This is a genomic window from Vogesella sp. AC12, assembly GCF_024437575.1.
GTDB lineage: Bacteria > Pseudomonadota > Gammaproteobacteria > Burkholderiales > Chromobacteriaceae > Vogesella > Vogesella indigofera.
Window position 1 is genome coordinate 85819 of sequence record NZ_JANFNU010000011.1, and the last position, 18913, is coordinate 104731.

Consider the following 18913-nt stretch of genomic DNA (forward strand, 5'->3'; position numbering starts at 1 on the left):
GCTGCCGCTGGCGGTTTTTTCGTGAAAATTACGCTTTTGGCTGGCAAAACCAAAAAATTGAGCCCGTTTTCGATAGAGAATGGCCGATGACGCGAGGGTGGCCACCGTTTGCGTTGCGACGTTTGTTATAATACTGTCCTGAATAATGGCCACAGCAGTGGATAAGGCTCGATGAGCGACATACAAATAGGCTTGCTGATGCTGGGGGGGATCGTCATCGCCCTGGTGTTCGCCTTCAATACATACCAGGAATGGCGCTTTCGCAAGCGGACCCGCCAGGCCTTTTCACGTCATCACGCCGATGTGCTGCTGGACGTGCCCAAGAATCATGTCCGCGACGGCAAGCAGGAGCGGCTGGAGCCGGTGTTGCTGCAGGACGAGGACGATACCCCCGCCTACCTGAACGACACCCCGCCGCAGCACGCCTTTACGCCGCCGCCTGTCGTCAGCGAACCGCTGCCGGAAGAGGATGACGAAGTGGTGGCGATGGACGCCGCCGACCACCAGGCGCTGGTGGTGGCGCTGCTGGATCCGTCGCTGGATTTCATCGCCGAAGTGGTGTTCAGCCGGCCGCTGACGCTGTCGTCGCTGCCGCGCTTCAATGTCGCCAAGCGGGTGCAGGCCATCCTGCGCAGCGAGCGCGGGCTGTGGACGCCGGCCGAGCTGCTGCCGGGCACCCGTTACAAGCAGGTCAACTTCGGCCTGCAGCTGGTCGACCGCAGCGGCGCGGTCACCGAGCAGGAGCTGGCCAGCTTCTGCCAGCAGATCAACCATTACGCCGAGCAGTTTGATGCCCAGGTCAGCTTCCCGCAGCGCCAGCAGAAGCTGGTCGCCGCGCGCGAGCTGGACCGTTTCTGCGCCGATGTCGACGTGCTGATCGGCATCAATATCGTGCCGGTGGCGCCAATCTCCGGTGCGCGCCTGCGCAGCGTGGCCGAAGCCGCCGGGCTGCAGCTGGAGCCGGACGGCCAGTTCCACTACCTCGCCGATTCCGGCAATTCGCTGTACTCGCTGGCCTCGGCCGACCAGACGCCGTTCACGCTGCACAACCTGCTCGACAAGTCGTTCCCGGCGCTGACACTGCTGTTCGACGTGCCACGCGTGGCCGGCGGTGCCGCGGTGTTCGACCGCGCCATTGCCTTCGCGCTGCAGCTGACGCAGGAATTCGACGCGCGCCTGGTCGACGACAACCGCCGCGAGCTGAGCGAAGCCGGACTGCTGAAGATCCGCGAGCAGCTGGTGCGCATCTACGGCAATATGGACGACCGCGGCATCGCACCGGGCAGTGTCGCCGCCTTGCGCCTGTTTGCCTGATTCTTGCCGTTTTCATTGTTTCCGCACGCCGGCCCTTGCCGGCGTGCTGCATTTGGGGCCTTCCATGACCAAACCTACTCCCGAGATCGAAGCCCGCGCCCGCGAGTTGGCCGCACTGCTGGAACGCTACAACCACGAGTACTACCTGCTGGATGCGCCGACGGTGCCGGATGCCGAGTACGACCGCCTGTTCCGCGAGCTGCAGCAGCTGGAAGCCGACTGCCCGGCGCTGGCCAGCGACGCCTCGCCGACGCGGCGCGTCGGTGGCGCGCCGCTGCCGGCCTTCGACAGCGTGGTGCACAGCGTGCCGATGCTGTCGCTGTCCAATGCCTTTTCCGACCTGCAGCAGGATGACTTCGCCAGCCGCCACGCCGAGCTGATCGCCTTCGACGAGCGGGTGGGCAAGGACCTGGCTGCGGCCAACGTCGAGTACGCCACCGAGCCCAAGTTCGACGGCCTGGCGGTGAGCCTGCTGTACCGCGACGGTGTGCTGGTGCAGGCCGCCACCCGTGGCGACGGCGCCAGTGGCGAGAATGTCACCGCCAATATCCGTACCGTGCGCTCGGTGCCGCTGCAGCTGCGTGCGGCCAACGTGCCCTCGCTGCTGGAAGTGCGCGGCGAGGTGCTGATGCTGAAACGCGATTTCGAGCGCCTGAATGACGCGCAGCGCGAGCGTGGCGACAAGACCTTCGCCAACCCGCGCAATGCCGCCGCCGGCAGCCTGCGGCAGCTGGATTCGCGCATCACTGCACAGCGCCGGCTGTCGTTCTTTGCCTACGCCATCGCTCAGGTGGAAGGTGCCGACTGGCCGGCCAGCCACGCCGGCGAGATGGACTGGCTGGCGGCGCTGGGCTTCCCGGTGGTCGCGGCCGAGCTGCGCCCGGTGGTGCAAGGGGCGAAAGGTCTCGCCGCTTACTACGAAGGCGTGCTGGCGCAGCGCGCCAGCCTGCCGTTCGAGATCGACGGCGTGGTGTACAAGGTGAACAGCCGCGCGCTGCAGGCACGGCTGGGCTTCGTGTCGCGCGCGCCGCGCTGGGCGATTGCGCACAAGTTTCCGGCCGAAGAGGCGCTGACCCGGGTGGAGGCGATCGAGGAGCAGGTTGGCCGCACCGGCGCCATCACCCCGGTGGCACGGCTGCAGCCGGTGTTCGTCGGCGGCGTCACCGTCACCAACGCCACGCTGCACAACGAGGACGAAGTGCGGCGCAAGGATGTGCGCGTCGGCGACACCGTGATCGTGCGCCGCGCCGGCGACGTGATTCCCGAGGTGGTGGCGGTGGTGCTGGCCGAGCGGCCAATGCGGCCAACCTTGGGTGGCGATCTGTTCAGCCAGGGCGAGGAGCCGATGTATCCGGCTTACCGCCTGCCGACCGTCTGTCCGGTATGCAGCAGTCACGTGGTGCGCGAGGAGGGCGAGGCCATCGCGCGCTGCTCCGGCGGGCTGGTGTGCAAGGCGCAGCGCACGCAGGCGATCCAGCATTTTGCCGGCCGCCGCATGATGGACATCGACGGCCTCGGTGAGCGTTACATCGACAAGCTGGTGGAGTTCGACTACGTGAAGAGCGTGGCCGACCTGTACCGGCTGACGCTGGATGACCTGCTGCAGATGAAGCGGCGTGCCGACGAGCAGGAGGGCGTCACGCCGGAAACCGTCAAGGCGGGAAAAGTGGCCACCAAGTGGGCCGACAACCTGATCGAGGCGATCAGCGCCAGCAAGCGCCCGCCACTGGCGCGGCTGCTGTTCGCGCTGGGCATTCGCCACGTCGGCGAATCCACCGCCAAGACCCTGGCCGACTGGCTGGGCACGCTGGATAACGTGCGCCGCGCGCCGCGTGCGGTACTGGCGGCACTGCCGGACATCGGCGGCGTGGTGGCTGATGCCATTGCCGAATTCTTTGCCGAGGCGCAGAACGAACAGGTGATCGATGCCTTGCTGGCCGCCGGCGTGGCACCGGCCGACGAGCATGCGCCCAAGGCACAGCTGCGCGACAAACTGGCTGCGGCCAACCTTTACGCCCGGCTGAACGTGCCGCGGCTGACCGAGGTGCGCGCGCAGCAGCTGGCGACGCAGCAAGGCGAGTTGGCAACGTTGGCCGCAATGCCGCGGGTGGACGTGATCCAGCTCGACCTGCCGGCGGAGGTGGTCAACGCACTGGCCGACTGGCTGGACGACGTGGCCAACCGCGCGCAGCTACAGGCCATTGCCGACTATTGCCGCGCGCTGCTGGTCGGGCTGCCGCAGACCGAGGTCGCGCCACAGAACGAGGCGGTGGCCGGCAAGACCTTCGTGCTGACCGGCACGCTGCCGACCATGGGCCGCGATCAGGCCAAAGCCTTAATAGAGGAGGCCGGCGGCAAGGTGTCCGGCAGCGTGTCGAAGAAGACCCACTACGTGGTGGCTGGCGCCGAGGCCGGCAGCAAGCTGGACAAGGCGCTGGAGCTGGGCGTGACGGTGCTGGACGAGGCCGGCCTGCTGGCCTTGCTGGCGTCGTGACGGCAGGCAAAACTAGAGCGGTGGCGATAAAACGCCTACAATTGCCCGCTACTTAACATGTTGTCCGGATAAAAAGACTCATCATGCAAAAAGTTACCAAAGCGGTATTCCCGGTGGCCGGCATGGGCACCCGCTTCCTGCCCGCCACCAAGGCCAGCCCGAAAGAGATGCTGCCCATCGTCGACAAGCCGCTGATCCAGTATGCGGTGGAGGAGGCGGTGGCCGCCGGCATCACCGAGCTGATCTTCATCACCGGCCGCAACAAGCGCAGCATCGAGGACCATTTCGACAAGGCCTACGAGCTGGAAACCGAGCTGGAAAACCGCAACAAGAAAAAACTGCTGGAAACGGTGCAGCAAATCCTGCCGGCCAACGTCAGCTGCATCTACATCCGTCAGGCGGAGGCGCTGGGCCTAGGCCACGCGGTGCTGTGCGCCAAGCCGGTGGTCGGCAACGAGCCGTTCGCGGTGATCCTGGCCGACGACCTGATTGACGGCGAGCCGGGCGCGATGGAGCAGATGGTGCGCGTGTTCAACGAGACGCACAGCTCGGTGCTGGGCGTGGAAACCGTGGCGCGCGAGGAGACCGGTTCCTACGGCATCGTCGAGGTCGCCACCGATGGCAACGGCCGGCAGCAGGTGTCCAGCATCGTGGAGAAACCGCATCCCGACGTGGCACCGTCCAATCTGGCGGTGGTCGGCCGTTACATCCTGACGCCGCGCATCTTCGACAAGCTGCTCAATACCGTGCCTGGCGCCGGTGGCGAAATCCAGCTCACCGACGGCATCGCCGCGCTGCTGAAGGACGAACCGGTACTGGCCTATCCGTTTACCGGCAAGCGCTACGATTGCGGCTCGAAACTGGGCTATCTTAAAGCCACGGTGGAATACGGCCTCAAGCATCACGAAGTCGGCAGCGAGTTTGCCGCCTTCCTGGCCAGCCTGCCGCGCGCCTGAGCGCAAAACTATCCATCACGCCGCCTGCCGCGTCAGGCGGCGTGTCGTTTTCTTGAATAAGGACTCATCATCATGGCTAATGTTGCCGAAGCCCGTGGCATTCTGAATAGCTCTGACATCCTGTTTTCCGCCGAAGAGGTCAATGCCGCGGTCGACCGCATGGCCGCCGACATCACCGCCGAGCTGGGGGAAAGCTATCCGCTGGTACTGTCGGTGATGGGCGGTGCGGTGGTGTTCACCGGCCAGCTGCTGCCACGCCTGATCTTCCCGCTCGACTTCGACTACGTGCACGTGTCCCGCTACGGCGACAAGACCCAGGGCGGCGAGCTGGTGTGGAAAACCGCACCGAAGGAAGACGTGCGCGACCGCGTGGTGCTGGTTCTGGACGACATCCTGGACGAAGGCCACACCATGGCGGCGATCCGCGACAAGGTGCTGGCGATGGGTGCCAAGGCCTTCTACAGCGGCGTGTTCGCCAACAAGCTGATCAGCAAGGACAAGCCGATCAAGGCCGATTTCGTCGGCATCGACGTGCCGGATCGTTACGTGTTCGGCTACGGCATGGACGTGCGCGGCGCCTGGCGCAACCTGCCGGCCATCCACGCGCTGAAGTAAGCCTGGCGATACACCCCGGCCAGCCCGCAACCGTAAATGTTGCGGGCTTTTTTCATGCCTGCGGATTAGAATTCGGCACAGAGCAGCCATAACAAGGAGAACGTCATGCTCGCCATCATCGGAGGCAGTAGCCTCGCCAAATTGCCCATTCTCGAAGTGACCCATCGCCAGGTTGTGCGTACCCCGTATGGCGACCCGTCCTGCGCGCTGACCTTCGGCCGCATCGGTATGCAGAACGTGGTGTTCATTGCCCGCCACGGCTATGGCAACTCCATCGCCCCGCACGAGATCAATTACCGCGCCAATATCTGGGCCTTGCACAGTGTCGGCGTTAAGGGCGTGATTGCCATCGGCAGCGTCGGCGGCATTCGCCCGGACATGGTGCCGGGCAGCCTGGTGATTCCCGACAATATTGTCGACTACAGCTGGGGCCGCAAGCACACCTTCTTCGAGGGACCGGAAAAGCCGGTAGTGCACATCGACTTCACCTGGCCGTTTGACCGCGAGCTGCGCGCCCGTCTGGTGCAGACCGGTCGCGAGGCCGGCTTGAGCGTGATCGACGGCGCGGTCTATGCCTGCACCCAGGGGCCGAGGCTGGAAAGCGCGGCGGAAATCCGTCGTGTCGAGCAGGACGGCGCCGACATGGTCGGCATGACCGGCATGCCGGAGGCGGCATTGGCGCGCGAACTGGCGCTGCCATACGCCAATCTCAGCCTGGTGGTGAACTGGGCGGCCGGCAAGGGCAACAGCAGCGAGACGGTTGCCCTGCCGGAGACGGTGTTCGAGCACGGGGTCAGCAAGATCCTGGCCGTGCTGACGCAACTGGCAAAATGAGCAATCACCGGCATTCAGGAAAGAGACGATGGCCGAAACCCAATTGAAAAGCATGATCGCCCCCGCGTATCTGGCACAGTTTTCCTGTCTTGGTCCGGCGTGCCCCGACACCTGTTGCTACGGTTGGCGTATCCCGGTCGAGCATGAAACCTATCTGCGCCTGCAAAGCCTGCCGGATAAAGAACTGAAACCATTGATCAAGAAAGCGCTGCATCGCGGCTCGGGCAAGAGTGGCAGCAGGGATTTCGGTTTCCTGTCGGTGAGTACCGAAGATCATGCGCGCTGCGAATTGCTGGATGGCGAGGGGCTTTGCAGCCTTCATAAGAAGTGTGGTGAGCAGATGTTGCCCGATGTCTGTGCCGCCTATCCCCGTGCCACCAAGTCGGTCGCCGGTGTGCTGGAGCAGTTTGCCTCGCCGTCCTGCCCGGAAATCGCGCGTCTGATCATTGAAAACGAGCACGCCTTGCAGTTGCAACAGCTGCAACTGCCTACCCGTGCCAGCACCATTGCCAGTATCCCGGCGGCGATTGCCAGCCCGGAAATGGAGCAGGTGCGGGCATTCTTCTTGGCCATTCTGGCGGCTACGGAAGTACCGTTATGGCAAAGACTTGCCTTGCAACTGCTGATCGCAGAGTCATTGCAGCAGACGGTGGACCAGTTCGATGCCGCTTCCGGGGCGGTATTGCTGGACGACATCACGGCGCTGCTGCTCGACTGGCAACAACAGCTGCAAAACGGGCAGGCACTTGCCGCGCTGCAGGGCTGGCAGCGCCACGAGCAGTTGCACATCAAAACGTTGGCCGCCGCCAGCCGGGTACGGGCCGATCTGCACTTCAATCGCCCGCGTTACCTGGAGCTGATTACCGAGGCCTTGCAAGCGTTGGGGGCGGGGCAACCGGAGGCCGAGGTGGATGAGGCGGTACTGTGCCGCACCTTTGCCGCGACGGCGCTGTCTGCCGAGGTCGAGCAGTGGCTGGGCCGCATCCTGCTCAATCATACCCATACCGGCTACTTTCCGCTGCAAGGGCAGGTCGTGCAGGATGTGCAGCAGCTGTGCATGGCGTACCTGCTATTGCGTTTCTGGCTGGTGGGCCTGACCGCAGCAAGGCAGCGTCAGCTTGCGGCCAAGGAAGTCATTGAGCTGGTGTACCTGTTTTATAGAACCAGCATTCATCAGGAAAACTACCTGCCTTCCTGCATGGCTGGCTTCCAGCAGGCGGGTCTGGTGAAACCGGAGCACTGGCTGCTATTGCTGCCGGATTAAAAATTTTCACCGGATGGCTAAAGCTTTCCGGTGAGGATCCGATAAAGCTAGGGAAGGCGGTAGCAGCGGCACGGGGCCGGCTGGTACAACGCCCAGATTGATGATTCCAAGGAGCAACCATGCTGACCATCAACACTAACGTGGCTTCGCTGAACTCGCAGCGTAATATGTCCGGTTCCCAAAGCGCCTTGTCCACCTCGCTGCAGCGCCTGTCGTCCGGTCTGCGCATCAACAGCGCCAAAGACGATGCCGCCGGTCTGGCCATCTCCGAGCGCATGGGTGGTCAGGTCCGCGGTATGGATCAGGCTCGTCGTAACGCCAACGATGGCGTATCGATGGCTCAGACTGCTGAAGGCGCACTGTCTTCCGCTGGTAACATCCTGCAGCGTGTTCGTGAGCTGGCGGTACAATCGTCCAACTCCAGCAACTCGGCTTCCGACCGTCAGGCTCTGCAGTCCGAAGTGACGCAGCTGACCTCCGAACTGGACCGTATTTCCCAGACTACCGAATTCAACGGCCAGAAGCTGCTGGATGGTACCTCCGGCACCCTGACCTTCCAGGTCGGCGCCAACGCCAACCAGACCATCCAGGCATCTGGCTCCAACTTCCGTACCAGCAACTACGGCAACAACAACCTGTCCGTTGCCGGTCCGGTTGCTGGTAACGCCACCTCTTTGGTGGCCGCTAAGGCTATCGCGGTGAGCGGCTCGCAGGGTTCTGCCACCTACACCACTGTGGCTGGTGACACCGCCAAGTCGATTGCCCAAGGTATCAACAACCTGAGCAGCCAGACCGGTGTAAATGCTACCGCCAAGACCGAGGCCAACTTGTCCGGTCTCGTCGCCAACAAGTCCTACGCGGTAGACGTGGTGTCCGATAACGGCACTGCCGTGCGCGTTTCCTTCTCCACCGGCGCCACCGTTACCAGTTCGAACGACCTGTCCGAAGCGATCAATGCCTTTAATGCCGCTTCTGGCAAGACCGGCGTGACTGCTGAATTCGACAGCAAGTATGGCGGTATCAAGCTGACCAATGCCACAGGCAACGACATCAGTCTGACCAACAGCAGTGCTGCTGGTGCCGACTTCAACACTGCGGGTTACACCGTGGCCGGTTCGGATGGCACTGCAGCCAACGCTGCCGCTGCACTGACTGCCGCCGATGCCGCTGCCGGTGCCGGTGGGGTGTCGTTCGTGAACGGTACCGTACGCCTCGACTCCGACAAGAGCTTCTCGGTGACGGATGCCGGCTCCGGTTTCTTCGGGGCGGGCGGTTCCTCGACCCTGCAAACGGTGGCTTCGCTGGACGTGACTTCGTTCGCCAACTCCCAGAAAGCGATCAAGATCGTTGACTCTGCACTGCAGGCGATCAACGGCCAGCGTGCCCAGTTCGGTGCCTTGCAGTCCCGCTTCGAAAACACCATCTCCAATCTACAGTCTTCGTCGGAGAACCTGAGTGCCTCGCGTAGCCGTATTCAGGATACCGACTTTGCTTCGGAAACCGCTAAACTGAGCCGTAACCAGGTGTTGCAACAGGCTGGTACCGCCATGCTGGCGCAGGCTAACCAGCTGCCACAGCAAGTCCTGTCGCTGCTGCGTTAATCAAGGTGGGTGAGGGCATGGCCCTCCTGTAACCCAGCGTGCCTGGCGTGGCCCCCACGCCAGGCTTTTCGTCTTGGAGGTGTACTATGTCGTCATTATCGCCACTGTTGCCGGTTGCCACACCTGTTACCACCACCTTGTCTGACGGTGCCGGTCGCTCTGCGTCGTTACCAGCCCAGCAAGCCAGTGCCCCGACGGTGCCGGTCTCTGCCGGTGCGGTGCAAGCGCTGTCCAGTAGTGCTGCAAGTGGTCAGGGCAAGAACGTGCCGGACAAGGAAGAACTGGCACAGGCTACGGAAAAGATCAGCAAGCTGGTTGCCACCTTTGCCAGCGAACTGAACTTCTCCATCGACGAGGATCTGGGCGTGCCGATCGTGAAGGTCATCGACAAGCACACCGACAAGGTGATCCGCCAGATCCCGACCGAAGAAGTGCTGGAACTGTCCAAGAACCTGGACAAGTTGGTCGGTGTTTTGTATCAGAGCAAGGCGTAATTTTGGTAGCAGCAAGCGTAGTGCCGACAGGCCCTACGACTGAATAATGGCGGGAGAAATATCATGGCATTGAGTTCGAGCGGTCTTGGTTCCGGGATGGATATTGACAGCCTGGTTTCCAAGCTGATGAATATTGAAACCCGCCCATTATTGAAGCTGCAGCAGAAGCAGCAGGTTTTCGAAAGCAAGATATCGGCGGTCGGCCAAGTCAAGAATGGCTTGGCGTCGTTCCAGGCCGCGCTGAAGGCGCTGCAGGATCCGGCAAAATACCAGACGCTGTCGTCGTCTACCTCCGACAAGGATGTGGCCGAGATCAGTGCCGGTGCCAAGGCACCGGTGGGCGGCTTCAGCCTGAAGGTGGAAACGTTGGCCGCAGCGCAGAAGCTGTCGTCGAGTATTTTCACCAGCAGCAAGACCGCCATCAATGGCGCGACCGAGGAAACACTCAGTTTTTCCTTTGGCACCACTTCCGGCGCCACCTTCACGCCGCTCTCCGGCTCGACCCAGAAGGATGTCAAGATCCCGGCCAATGCCACGCTTGAACAGGTACGCGATGCGGTCAACAAGGCCAATATCGGTGTCAGCGCCAGTATCGTCAATGACGGCAGCGGTTACCGGCTGATCTACTCCTCCGGCAAGACCGGTACCGAGAGCACGCTGAAGGTCACGGCTGCCGGTGGCGCCACTTCGCCGCTGGCGAACCTGACCCATGATCCGGCGGGCACGACCATGACGGTGTTGCAGCCGGCCAAGGATGCCGTTTTTTACGTCGATGGCCTGAAAATCACCAAGCAGTCCAACACCGTCAGCGATGCCATCGATGGTGTGACGCTGACGCTGAAAAAAGAGCAGGAAGCGGGTGATGCGGCGCTGAAAATGAATGTCAGCCGCGACACTGCCGGCATCAAGAAAACACTGGAAGACTTTGTAAAGTCGTATAACGACTTTACCAAAGTGTTGAAGGAGACGACGGCGGCGACGCCCGGTACCGCGCCCGGCGAGGCCGGTTCATCGTCTCCGTTGAGTGGCGTGGCGGCGATTCGCGGCATCGAAACGCAATTGCGTGCCGCTTTTGGCTCCGCCACCAAGAATAGCGGCAGCTACCAGGTTGCCAGCCAGCTGGGGCTGGCTTTTGCCAAGGATGGCAGTCTGAGCCTGGATTCGAGCAAGCTGAGCAAGGCGATCGAAGCCTCGCCCGATGATGTGGCCAAGTTTTTTGCCACCGGTGCTCAGGTTAATGGCAAAGGCATGTCCTATGTGTCGAGTACCGACAAGACCGTGGCCGGCAGCTACGAGGTTTCCGTCAGTGCTTTGACCACCGGTTACAATCAGGCTGGCAGCGTGCCGACGCTGCCGGTTTCCGGCACCAATGCATTTTCGGCCATGATCGACAACACCACCGTCAACGCCCAGGTTACCGGTACCTATAACAGTGCCACCGAATTGGCCAAGGCGCTGGAAACCGCCATCAACGGCGATGCCGGCCTGGTGGCGGCCAAGGGACAGGTCTCGGTCACGGTTGACGAAGACAGCGGCAAATTGCTGATTTCTTCAGTCAAAACCGGTACCGAGTCCAAGGTCAACGTGCTGAGCGGCCTGGATTTTGCCGGCTTTGCCGCTGCTAGCGGTGTCGCCGGCTCGGCGAGTGTGGCCGGTAGCATCGGCGGTTACGCGGCACGTGGTGACGGTAACAAGCTGATCGGGGCGGTCGGCACCCCGGTGGAAGGCCTGACCATCGAGCTCAGCGGTGGTACCATCGGTGACCGTGGCTCGCTGACCTATACGCAGGGTTTCTCCTTCAATCTGGACAAGAAGCTGGAGGGGATGCTCAGTACCAATGGCACACTGGACTCGTTTAACAAGGGCCTGAACGCGTCGCTGAAAGACTTGCAGAAGCAGCAGGACACCATGGCCAAGCGCCTGGAGACAACCGAGGCCCGCTACAAGGCCCAGTTCAATGCGATGGACCGCCTGCTGGCGCAGCTGAACGCCAGTAGCTCGTTCCTGACCCAGCAAATCAGCAGCATGCAAAAGAGTTCCTGAACTGGATAACATCGATTAAGGCTTCATCATGGCACTTTCTAGGCATATGCAGGCCGCTTACGGTCGCTCCGCACTTGAGACCGAGGTATTGGTAGCGACCCCTCATAAACTGGTGCTCATGTTGCTGGATGGTGCGTTGCAGGCGATCCGGCGCGCAAAGATCGCGATGGAAGCCGGGCAAGTTGCCGACAAGGGTATGCTGATCGGCAAGGCGATCTCGATCGTGGATGAAGGGCTGCGCCTGGCGCTTGATCACGAAAAAGGCGGCGACATTGCCAGCAATCTTGACCAGCTCTACGAGTACTGCACCCGCCAGTTGTTTCAGGCCAACATCAATAATGATCCCGCGTTGCTGGACCAGGTGTGTGCGCTGTTGAATGAAATTCGCGATGCCTGGGTCCAGATCGGGGTGCCGGCCAACGCGCAGGGCAGTGCACCGGGTGACGCAGGAAAAGTCTATGGCGCAGCCTGAGTTGTCGGAAGACTGGTGCGCCTGGCTGTCGCTGGTGCAAGCGCTGTCAACAGCGGTCGAGGCCCAGGACTGGGAGCGGGCGGTAGTATTGGCGGAGCAACTGGGGGCGGCACAGGTGACGCTGTCGCCATTGTCGGCGCTGCCCGCCGCCGCGCATGACGGGGTGTTGGCCGAGCTGCTCAACGCGCAGCGTTTGCTGCAAGCTCTGACCCAGCAGGTTAGCGCCAGCAAAGGCCAGTTACAGCCGGAACTGGCGCTGCTGAAAACGCGGCAAAACCTGCTTTCTACCTATAAAGACAGCCTCTAGCCGGTACCGTTTTACGGTGTGGATGGGGGTTTTATCGTTGCGGCCAACCTGCAAACGACGCTGTTATCCTGCCGATTGCGTGCCATAGTAAAAGCAGTGTTGCCGTACCCACCGTGTTCCTGGATGACAGAGGGCAGGCCGGCATCGCTTGTGATCGTTACCCTGCCAGCATCAACAAGCTTGAGGACATTCGCCCTTTACCTGAGCCAGAGGGAATGTCCGTGTTACCGGAGTCGTGATCATGACCATTTATCTGGTGTTGCTGATTGGCCTGATGATCGCGCAGGCCGTCGCAGTCTTCTATCTGTGGCAACGGCTGTTGCGCATCGAGTCCGAGCGCGCGGTCGAGGCGGTAAGCCATGAGCAGCTGCAGAAGCAGTTGGCGGCTGCACAGCGCAATATCCAGGACATTGCGCTGCTGGCACAGCAGAAAGTGGTCGAACACGAGCCGCGCCAGCAGTTGCCGGCCGCCAGCAGCGAGGGCATCAGCCCCTACAATCAGGCGGTGGAAATGTTCAAGCGCGGCCTGGGCAGTGCCGATGTTGCCGAGCGCTGCGGCATTTCCCGTAGCGAGGCCGAGCTGATCCTGTCGCTGTACCGCAATAGTCCCACTCCATGATTTCCCTGCCCCCGATTCTTGCGCCGGGCAAACAGTCGACCGGTGCGGCCGAAGCGTCGACGATTGTTGCCAATCGTCCCGGTCGCGAGACGTCGCGCAGCCCGGTCGAGGTTGCCTCGTCGCCCGCGCGCTTGCCGGCATTGCAGTCCGGCGAGACCGTCACCGCCCACATCACCGAACGCCTGCCGGATGGCAAGCTGGCCGCCTCCATCAAGGGCGAGGCCTTCGTGCTAAGCCTGCCCAAGGGCATGACCGCCGATGGCAATGCGCTGTCGCTGCGCGTGACCGCCGGGCCGCCGCTGTCGTTCAATCTGCTGGACGTGCTGCAGGATCCGGCGACGGCGCTGCGCAGCAGCGAGCTGGCGCGGGCGGTTTCGGCGGCACTGCAGGACGACAACAGCACCGCGTTGCAGACCCTGTCCCAGCCGGGGCGGCTGCCCGATCTCGCCCGTGGCGAGGTGGTCACCGGCCGGCTGGCGGAGCGCCTGGCGGACGGCAGTGCGATGGTGCTGATCAAGAATGCGGTGTTCAACCTGAAGGCGCCGGCGGATGGCCTACTGACCAAGGAGCCGATGCTGTTGCGGGTGGGGGCGAGCTCGCCACTGTTGCAGTTCGACCTGCTGCGTCTCAATGCGCTGCCGGACGAAAAATCGGTGCCGGTGGCCTTTACCTCGGGCGGCCGCTATCTGAACGGCTTGCTGGATGCGGCAACGCAGTCGGCGACGCGCGGCAGCCTGACCCTGCTGTCCGATCCGGCGGCGCCGGGCGCCGGCGAGCAGCTGCGGCAGACGGTGGAAAAAAGCGGCGTCTTTTACGAATCTCACCAGCGGGCGTGGGTTGATGGCCGCCTTTCGCTGGAAGAGCTGAAGCTGGAGCCGCAGGCTAAGCTGCTGCACGAGGGCCGGGCCGGGCTGTCGCCGGAACTGGGGCAGCTGGTGCAGAAGCAGCTGGAGGTGCACGAGCAGAAAGTGCTGGTGTTCCAGGGGCAGGCATGGCCGGGACAGGCGGTGGACTGGGAAATCCAGCGCGAGGAAGTCGCCGAGCGCGAAGCGGATGGCGAGCTGGAGCTGCCGGTGTGGCAAACGCGGCTGAATCTGGAGCTGCCGGCACTGGGCGGCGTCGGGGCGCGGCTGCGCATGGTGGGCAAGCAGGTGCAGGTGGTGTTCGATGCCGATGATGGGCAGACCGCACAGCTGATCGAGCAGTATCGCAGCCGTCTTGGCTCGGCACTGGAAGGCGCCGGTCTGGCGCTGGCCAGCCTGCTGGTCAAGCACGAGGCCGGCGATGAAGCCTGAGCATCGCCGTTCGGCGGTCGCGCTGCGCTACAGCGAGGACAGCGCGGCGCCAAAAGTGGTGGCCAAGGGCTATGGCCGCATGGCCGAGCGCATCATCGAGCAGGCGAAGGAAGCCGGCGTCTTCGTGCACGACTCGCCGGAGCTGGTCAACCTGCTGATGCAGGTGGACATGGACAATCACATCCCGCCGGAGCTGTATCGTGCGGTCGCCGAGATCCTCGCCTTCCTGTATTTCCTCGAACACCAGGCTACCGGCAAGGACATGAATTTCGAACAGTGGCTGGCACAGCGCCAGCCGCCTCCATCCTGAGTCGGCGAGTGGCCGGCTTGCATTTTTCTGCTTAGGAACATGATGAAAGTTGCGTATATCGGTCTGGGGATCATGGGGCGCCCGTGCGTGGAAAACCTGCTCAAGGCCGGACATGAAGTCTGGGTCTGGGCTCGGCGGCGCGAGAGCGCCGAACCGCTGCTGGCGCAGGGCGCCCATTGGGCGGACTGCCCGCAGGCGCTGGCGGCCAACGTCGAGGTGCTGGTGACCAATGTCTCCGATACCGCCGACGTCGAGGCCGTGCTGCTGGGCGAGAACGGCGTGGTGCACGGTGCGCGGCCGGGGCTGGTGTGTGTCGACATGAGCACCATTTCCCCGATCGGCGCGCGCGAGATCGCCGCCAAACTGGCTGCCAGCGGCATCGACTTCCTCGATTGTCCGGTGTCCGGTGGTGAAGTCGGCGCCATCAACGGCACGCTGACCATCATGGTCGGCGGCAAGGCGACGGCGCTGGCCACCGCGCGGCCGGTACTGCAGGCGATGGGCAAGACCATCACCCATATCGGCGACAGCGGGGCCGGGCAGGTGGCCAAGGCCTGCAACCAGATCGCGGTCGGCGTCGGCGTGGCGGCAGTGGCGGAAGTGATGAAGCTGGCCAAGGCTTGCGGTGTAGACCCGGCGCCGGTGCGCGAGGCGCTGCTGGGCGGCTTTGCCAGCAGCCGGGTGCTGGACGTGCACGGTCAGCGCATGATCGACGACAATTACGCGCCGGGCTTCAAGGCCAAGCTGCACCAGAAGGACATGGGCATCGTGCTGGACACCGCGGAGTCGCTGGGCATCAAGCTGCCGGAGGCCGCGCGTGTTGCCGGCCTGATCGACCAGCTGGTGGCCAATGGCGAGGGCGAGCTGGATTCCTCCGCCATCGCACGGCTGATCTGGCAGGACAACGACTGAGCCGCGCTAAAAAAATTGCGGCCAACCTTGCTGCAAGGTTGGCCGCAATGCGGTGAGCGGCGGTAGCGCCAGGCTTATTCGACGTTGGATCTGTTTATTTAGTGTTGGCGTCAAAGCATTGCCAGTGAAGGAATGTGCTACTCGCGCTTTTGCTTTGGGTACACTCTTGGGTACACGCGAAATAGACGTGCTCACTGTTTTGTACGGTCAGTGGACTGGCCGTGGTCGCTTAGTACCGGCCTGCATGTGGTTCGTTTTCTCATTCACCATGGTACGCATAAGTACACCCTTGGGGTGAGTGCTCGTAATTTTGGGCGGGATGCTTTGCACTAAAAGAGCAAAACCCGCAAAGCGGGTTTTGTCAGTCAATTAAGGTTGTGTTGCAGTCTGAAAAAACTGTGCAAACTTTGGCTTCACATAGGGCGAGATCATGAGCCCGGCACATATCCGAGCAAACACCGCAGGACTCAAGGTTCCTTTGCCAACAAAGACGCCGACTCTCACTCCCGCTTGGAGAGATGCAATCGGACGAATCTCTAAATGACGGTAGTCAATCCAACTGTCATGCTTTATGAAAGGGTGATCACCCTGACGAAGTATGCACGTAGGATCGTGCCAAACCTGTGGTTTGACTGACAAAACACAAACCATCAAAACAGTTTGATCCTGTGTAACCGGGTCGGTTAGTAGGATGTACAAATGCATGCGATCCGGGTCGGCAACGGGGCCAGATGGCACCAGTAGCGTTGCTCGCTGTGTCGGCCAAAACAAAGTCATTGTGAGAGTTGTTGGAATAGACTATCGAGGTACTGCCTAGACTCTTCTTGTTCTAGATCTTCTTTGATCTGCTTATGAGTCTTTCCAACGGCGCGCAAGATTGCATCCAAACGAATCGGGCGGCTGGAGCCGTTCGGATCTTCCCATTCTGGGACATTCCGTTTGTCATGGGTGTAGTCTCTGATCTCCCAGCGAGTCATCTTTCCGAAGTCGGACCAGATGTGATTTAGAACCGCAATATCGGCATTGCTTAGTTCATCAAGCAAGTCTCTGTTAGCTTCATGGCGAAGCTCTACTTCATGGTTCTCTTTATCTGAGATCCACGATTCCCAGCCACCAGAAACTGGTTTGCAATAGCCATCCATCAGCTCCTTGGTGCGGGTCAAAACAGGGCCATGTGGCAGAGATGAATACTCGTCGCCAGAGATTGACATTCCATATCGTCGGAGTGCCTCTCTATCGGCGAGGTATAGAAGCTTCATTAGCTTCAGGTGGGACATGCGCCCGCCCCGCCGATCCAGAAAATAAGCGGCAGCTTGGGCGACTTTGCGTTCGTCAAACATGCCTTCTCCTTCGAAAAACGGCTGATTCTACCGAAGTACTGACAGCTAAGACAATGCATTACAAGGGGAGTTTAGCCTTTGGTGAATGAATTGATAGGGGCGGGGATGTATATTTTGCATATGGCCAACAAGGGGCATCACCTCTCCGACGTTAGATAAGAGTCATGCAGCCTGGGCGGACTCTCCGACTTCCCTCCATGGTGGTAGCTCTTCACCAGGCGCCGGCCAATGTCTGATCTCCTGGCGCCTCAACATTTCTCAACACCTGAGCATTCCTTAGCGTGACCACGGCACGGCACCCAGCAGTGCCATGCCGTGGTCGCGGCACATTTCAGGTTTTATCAGGTTCCCCGCGACGTGAAGCAGGCTGGTAATTACGGAATGTCCCACCGTGGCGTGATGGGGTGGCACACACAGATCCTACAGCAGGAACCTGCCCCCTTTTTCAGGTGTCAGGTTTGTCAGGTTTGGCCGCCTTTTTCAGGTGTGAGTTTTGTGAGGTTTGCGGCCTTTTTTCAGGTGTCTCGTTTGTCGCATTTTCCTATCAAAGCGATGCCGGATTTCCGGTATCGGTCGCACGTGCTGGGGCTGCCAGCCCCAGCATCAATGTGTCCAGATTCAGACGCATCAATACCCGTCCTGAACGTTACGTTATGTCACGGTCTGCTGCCGGTACAGCAGCCCTGCTGTACTGCTTCACCATGCGCCGGCCCTTGTCGGCTGTCCTCTCCACCAGCGCCACCGACACCACGCCCCGCTTTTCAAGCCTGACCATTACAGGCGAGAGGTCAGAGAGATGGTGGTACACCGGCAGGTGCTGCTGTATCTGCCCAAGGGTCACCCCCCGGCCGGCATCGGTCAGCAGTGCCAGCACATCACCGGGCAGCCCTTTGCCTCGCTTCGTCATGCAGCCAGCCTCCCTTCGTCTGCAGCATCCCGTCCGCACTGCCCAACAAGGTGCCAGCGGTTGTAATCTGCATCGCCGGGGATGTTGGACACCCGCCAAGGGCGCTGGTGTTTGGTGCAGGTGCCCATCAGCAGGCTTTTGGGCTTCGACGCAATGCCAACCGATGACATCACCTTGTGGCGCGGATCCGGGTAGGTCTGGACGCCCTGCCAATGGCGGCAGGTCAGGCAGTCGTTGACCTGGCCGGCCAGTCGTTCTGCCTCGGCTCGCGGCAGCCCGCCGTCGTACTCCATGATGGCGGCCCGCTCCGCGATGGCCTCGCGGGTGTCGTGCCAGCGGGCAATGTGCGCCCGGTAGCCGGTACGGATGGTTGCCACGTCACACTCATCACTGGCCAGCTGCCGGCCGATGATGGCCAGGTGCTCGGCCTGCTCGTCTTGCGGCCAACCTTCCAGGCGGGCGACTTCCGCCACCAGCTCGGTGAGGTCGGCGGGGATGGCCACCCGGATTTCTCCCTCTGTCCCCGCAGTATTTCGGGGTGACTGTTTTTGAGTGGGAACAGTGGGAACAGTGGGAACAAAGTCCTGAAACCCTTTCTGGATAAGGCTCTCCGCTGTTCCCCCTTTTTGTTCCCACTCTGTTCTGTTCCCACTTTTTGGGGAACAAGCGGCCGTTTCGGGGTGGTGCCCAAGATATCGCCCAACCAATTCGATGCGTTCATTCCTCGCCCTCCAGTACCGCGCTGGTCAGCACGTAGACATTCACCGCCGCCGAGTCCAGCGCCTTGATGCGCTTCTTGCGGGTGTTGCGCTGCTTGCTGCCCTTGATGTCACCGGCCAGCATCCAGCCCGCCGCGATGAGGGCACGGGCGGCGGCAGTGTGCTGGAAGCCCTTGCACAGCTCTTTCTTGAACGGCTCCGACAGCACCCAGAACTGCAGCGCCCCCTGCTCGTCGGTGAAGGTGAAACCGGTGCGATTGAGATAACGGGCCAGCACTTCCGGCGCGGCATCGTGCGGCGGGAAGCGGGTGGAGCTATGCGCCTGCATGAAGCCGCCCACTTGGGCGAACAGCGCGCGGTCGTCAGCGGCCTGACCGGTGTTGTTCTCGGCCAGCCATTTCCGGAAGCAGCGCCGGG

19 protein-coding genes are annotated in these 18913 nt (G+C 61.9%); 15 read left to right on the top strand and 4 right to left on the bottom strand.

Going from position 1 to position 18913, the window contains the following annotated elements; all coding sequences use genetic code 11:
* Positions 1–171: 171 nt before the first annotated feature.
* The 15 genes from NOM55_RS14715 to NOM55_RS14785 all read left to right on the top strand — a co-directional run bounded on the left by NOM55_RS14715 (position 172) and on the right by NOM55_RS14785 (position 15530).
* The gene (locus tag NOM55_RS14715; RefSeq protein ID WP_047968311.1) at positions 172–1314 is read left to right on the top strand and encodes a cell division protein ZipA C-terminal FtsZ-binding domain-containing protein; all 1143 of its coding nucleotides are present in this window, start codon (positions 172–174) and stop codon (positions 1312–1314) included.
* Positions 1315–1378: 64 nt separating this feature from the next.
* On the top strand, positions 1379–3808 hold the full coding sequence (gene ligA / locus NOM55_RS14720) for an NAD-dependent DNA ligase LigA (protein ID WP_255909304.1): 2430 nt from the start codon (positions 1379–1381) through the stop codon (positions 3806–3808).
* Positions 3809–3891: 83 nt separating this feature from the next.
* Complete coding sequence (gene galU / locus NOM55_RS14725) at positions 3892–4764, top strand: UTP--glucose-1-phosphate uridylyltransferase GalU (protein ID WP_047968309.1); 873 nt, start codon at positions 3892–3894, stop codon at positions 4762–4764.
* 72 nt (positions 4765–4836) lie between these two features.
* Complete coding sequence (locus tag NOM55_RS14730) at positions 4837–5379, top strand: hypoxanthine-guanine phosphoribosyltransferase (RefSeq protein WP_047968308.1); 543 nt, start codon at positions 4837–4839, stop codon at positions 5377–5379.
* Between the two features lie 105 nt (positions 5380–5484).
* Positions 5485–6213, top strand: coding sequence for an S-methyl-5'-thioinosine phosphorylase (locus NOM55_RS14735; protein ID WP_255909305.1), 729 nt, complete (start codon positions 5485–5487; stop codon positions 6211–6213).
* 28 nt (positions 6214–6241) lie between these two features.
* Positions 6242–7477 carry a flagellin lysine-N-methylase gene (gene fliB / locus NOM55_RS14740; protein ID WP_255909306.1) on the top strand — a complete coding sequence of 412 codons (1236 nt, stop codon included), beginning with the start codon at positions 6242–6244 and terminating at the stop codon, positions 7475–7477.
* 119 nt (positions 7478–7596) lie between these two features.
* Positions 7597–9078, top strand: coding sequence for a flagellin (locus NOM55_RS14745; protein WP_255909307.1), 1482 nt, complete (start codon positions 7597–7599; stop codon positions 9076–9078).
* A gap of 86 nt (positions 9079–9164) precedes the next feature.
* Complete coding sequence (locus NOM55_RS14750) at positions 9165–9572, top strand: flagellar protein FlaG (protein ID WP_255909308.1); 408 nt, start codon at positions 9165–9167, stop codon at positions 9570–9572.
* A 63-nt stretch (positions 9573–9635) separates the two neighbouring features.
* A complete protein-coding gene (gene fliD / locus NOM55_RS14755; RefSeq protein WP_255909309.1) occupies positions 9636–11615 on the top strand; it encodes a flagellar filament capping protein FliD in 1980 nt (659 codons plus the stop codon).
* Between the two features lie 28 nt (positions 11616–11643).
* The gene (gene fliS / locus NOM55_RS14760) at positions 11644–12087 is read left to right on the top strand and encodes a flagellar export chaperone FliS (protein WP_047968302.1); all 444 of its coding nucleotides are present in this window, start codon (positions 11644–11646) and stop codon (positions 12085–12087) included.
* Complete coding sequence (locus NOM55_RS14765) at positions 12074–12394, top strand: hypothetical protein (protein ID WP_255909310.1); 321 nt, start codon at positions 12074–12076, stop codon at positions 12392–12394. Before fliS ends, NOM55_RS14765 begins: the two co-directional genes overlap by 14 nt.
* 241 nt (positions 12395–12635) lie before the next feature.
* Positions 12636–13013, top strand: a complete 378-nt coding sequence (locus NOM55_RS14770; protein WP_255909312.1) for a DUF2802 domain-containing protein — start codon at positions 12636–12638, stop codon at positions 13011–13013.
* The gene (locus NOM55_RS14775) at positions 13010–14308 is read left to right on the top strand and encodes a flagellar hook-length control protein FliK (protein WP_255909313.1); all 1299 of its coding nucleotides are present in this window, start codon (positions 13010–13012) and stop codon (positions 14306–14308) included. Before NOM55_RS14770 ends, NOM55_RS14775 begins: the two co-directional genes overlap by 4 nt.
* Positions 14298–14618 carry an EscU/YscU/HrcU family type III secretion system export apparatus switch protein gene (locus NOM55_RS14780; protein WP_120809282.1) on the top strand — a complete coding sequence of 107 codons (321 nt, stop codon included), beginning with the start codon at positions 14298–14300 and terminating at the stop codon, positions 14616–14618. The genes NOM55_RS14775 and NOM55_RS14780 overlap by 11 nt, the downstream gene beginning before the upstream one ends.
* A 39-nt stretch (positions 14619–14657) precedes the next feature.
* Positions 14658–15530: an NAD(P)-dependent oxidoreductase gene (locus tag NOM55_RS14785; protein WP_255909314.1), complete on the top strand. Its 873-nt coding sequence runs from the start codon at positions 14658–14660 to the stop codon at positions 15528–15530.
* A 773-nt stretch (positions 15531–16303) separates the two neighbouring features.
* Here NOM55_RS14785 and NOM55_RS14790 read toward each other — a convergent pair.
* The 4 genes from NOM55_RS14790 to NOM55_RS14805 all read right to left on the bottom strand — a co-directional run bounded on the left by NOM55_RS14790 (position 16304) and on the right by NOM55_RS14805 (position 18824).
* Positions 16304–16870, bottom strand: a complete 567-nt coding sequence (locus tag NOM55_RS14790) for a Panacea domain-containing protein (protein WP_255909315.1) — start codon at positions 16868–16870, stop codon at positions 16304–16306.
* A gap of 646 nt (positions 16871–17516) precedes the next feature.
* On the bottom strand, positions 17517–17777 hold the full coding sequence (locus NOM55_RS14795; RefSeq protein WP_255909316.1) for a hypothetical protein: 261 nt from the start codon (positions 17775–17777) through the stop codon (positions 17517–17519).
* Positions 17774–18280, bottom strand: a complete 507-nt coding sequence (locus NOM55_RS14800) for a hypothetical protein (protein WP_255909317.1) — start codon at positions 18278–18280, stop codon at positions 17774–17776. Before NOM55_RS14800 ends, NOM55_RS14795 begins: the two co-directional genes overlap by 4 nt.
* Positions 18281–18494: 214 nt before the next feature.
* Complete coding sequence (locus NOM55_RS14805) at positions 18495–18824, bottom strand: hypothetical protein (RefSeq protein ID WP_255909318.1); 330 nt, start codon at positions 18822–18824, stop codon at positions 18495–18497.
* Between the last annotated feature and the right edge of the window lie 89 nt (positions 18825–18913).

Coding starts and splice junctions, on each gene's coding strand:
- NOM55_RS14715 (WP_047968311.1), top strand. CDS start 172: ATGAGCGACATACAAATAGGCTTGCTGATGCTGGGGGGGATCGTCATC.
- ligA (WP_255909304.1), top strand. CDS start 1,379: ATGACCAAACCTACTCCCGAGATCGAAGCCCGCGCCCGCGAGTTGGCC.
- galU (WP_047968309.1), top strand. CDS start 3,892: ATGCAAAAAGTTACCAAAGCGGTATTCCCGGTGGCCGGCATGGGCACC.
- NOM55_RS14730 (WP_047968308.1), top strand. CDS start 4,837: ATGGCTAATGTTGCCGAAGCCCGTGGCATTCTGAATAGCTCTGACATC.
- NOM55_RS14735 (WP_255909305.1), top strand. CDS start 5,485: ATGCTCGCCATCATCGGAGGCAGTAGCCTCGCCAAATTGCCCATTCTC.
- fliB (WP_255909306.1), top strand. CDS start 6,242: ATGGCCGAAACCCAATTGAAAAGCATGATCGCCCCCGCGTATCTGGCA.
- NOM55_RS14745 (WP_255909307.1), top strand. CDS start 7,597: ATGCTGACCATCAACACTAACGTGGCTTCGCTGAACTCGCAGCGTAAT.
- NOM55_RS14750 (WP_255909308.1), top strand. CDS start 9,165: ATGTCGTCATTATCGCCACTGTTGCCGGTTGCCACACCTGTTACCACC.
- fliD (WP_255909309.1), top strand. CDS start 9,636: ATGGCATTGAGTTCGAGCGGTCTTGGTTCCGGGATGGATATTGACAGC.
- fliS (WP_047968302.1), top strand. CDS start 11,644: ATGGCACTTTCTAGGCATATGCAGGCCGCTTACGGTCGCTCCGCACTT.
- NOM55_RS14765 (WP_255909310.1), top strand. CDS start 12,074: ATGGCGCAGCCTGAGTTGTCGGAAGACTGGTGCGCCTGGCTGTCGCTG.
- NOM55_RS14770 (WP_255909312.1), top strand. CDS start 12,636: ATGACCATTTATCTGGTGTTGCTGATTGGCCTGATGATCGCGCAGGCC.
- NOM55_RS14775 (WP_255909313.1), top strand. CDS start 13,010: ATGATTTCCCTGCCCCCGATTCTTGCGCCGGGCAAACAGTCGACCGGT.
- NOM55_RS14780 (WP_120809282.1), top strand. CDS start 14,298: ATGAAGCCTGAGCATCGCCGTTCGGCGGTCGCGCTGCGCTACAGCGAG.
- NOM55_RS14785 (WP_255909314.1), top strand. CDS start 14,658: ATGATGAAAGTTGCGTATATCGGTCTGGGGATCATGGGGCGCCCGTGC.
- NOM55_RS14790 (WP_255909315.1), bottom strand. CDS start 16,870: ATGTTTGACGAACGCAAAGTCGCCCAAGCTGCCGCTTATTTTCTGGAT.
- NOM55_RS14795 (WP_255909316.1), bottom strand. CDS start 17,777: ATGACGAAGCGAGGCAAAGGGCTGCCCGGTGATGTGCTGGCACTGCTG.
- NOM55_RS14805 (WP_255909318.1), bottom strand. CDS start 18,824: ATGCAGGCGCATAGCTCCACCCGCTTCCCGCCGCACGATGCCGCGCCG.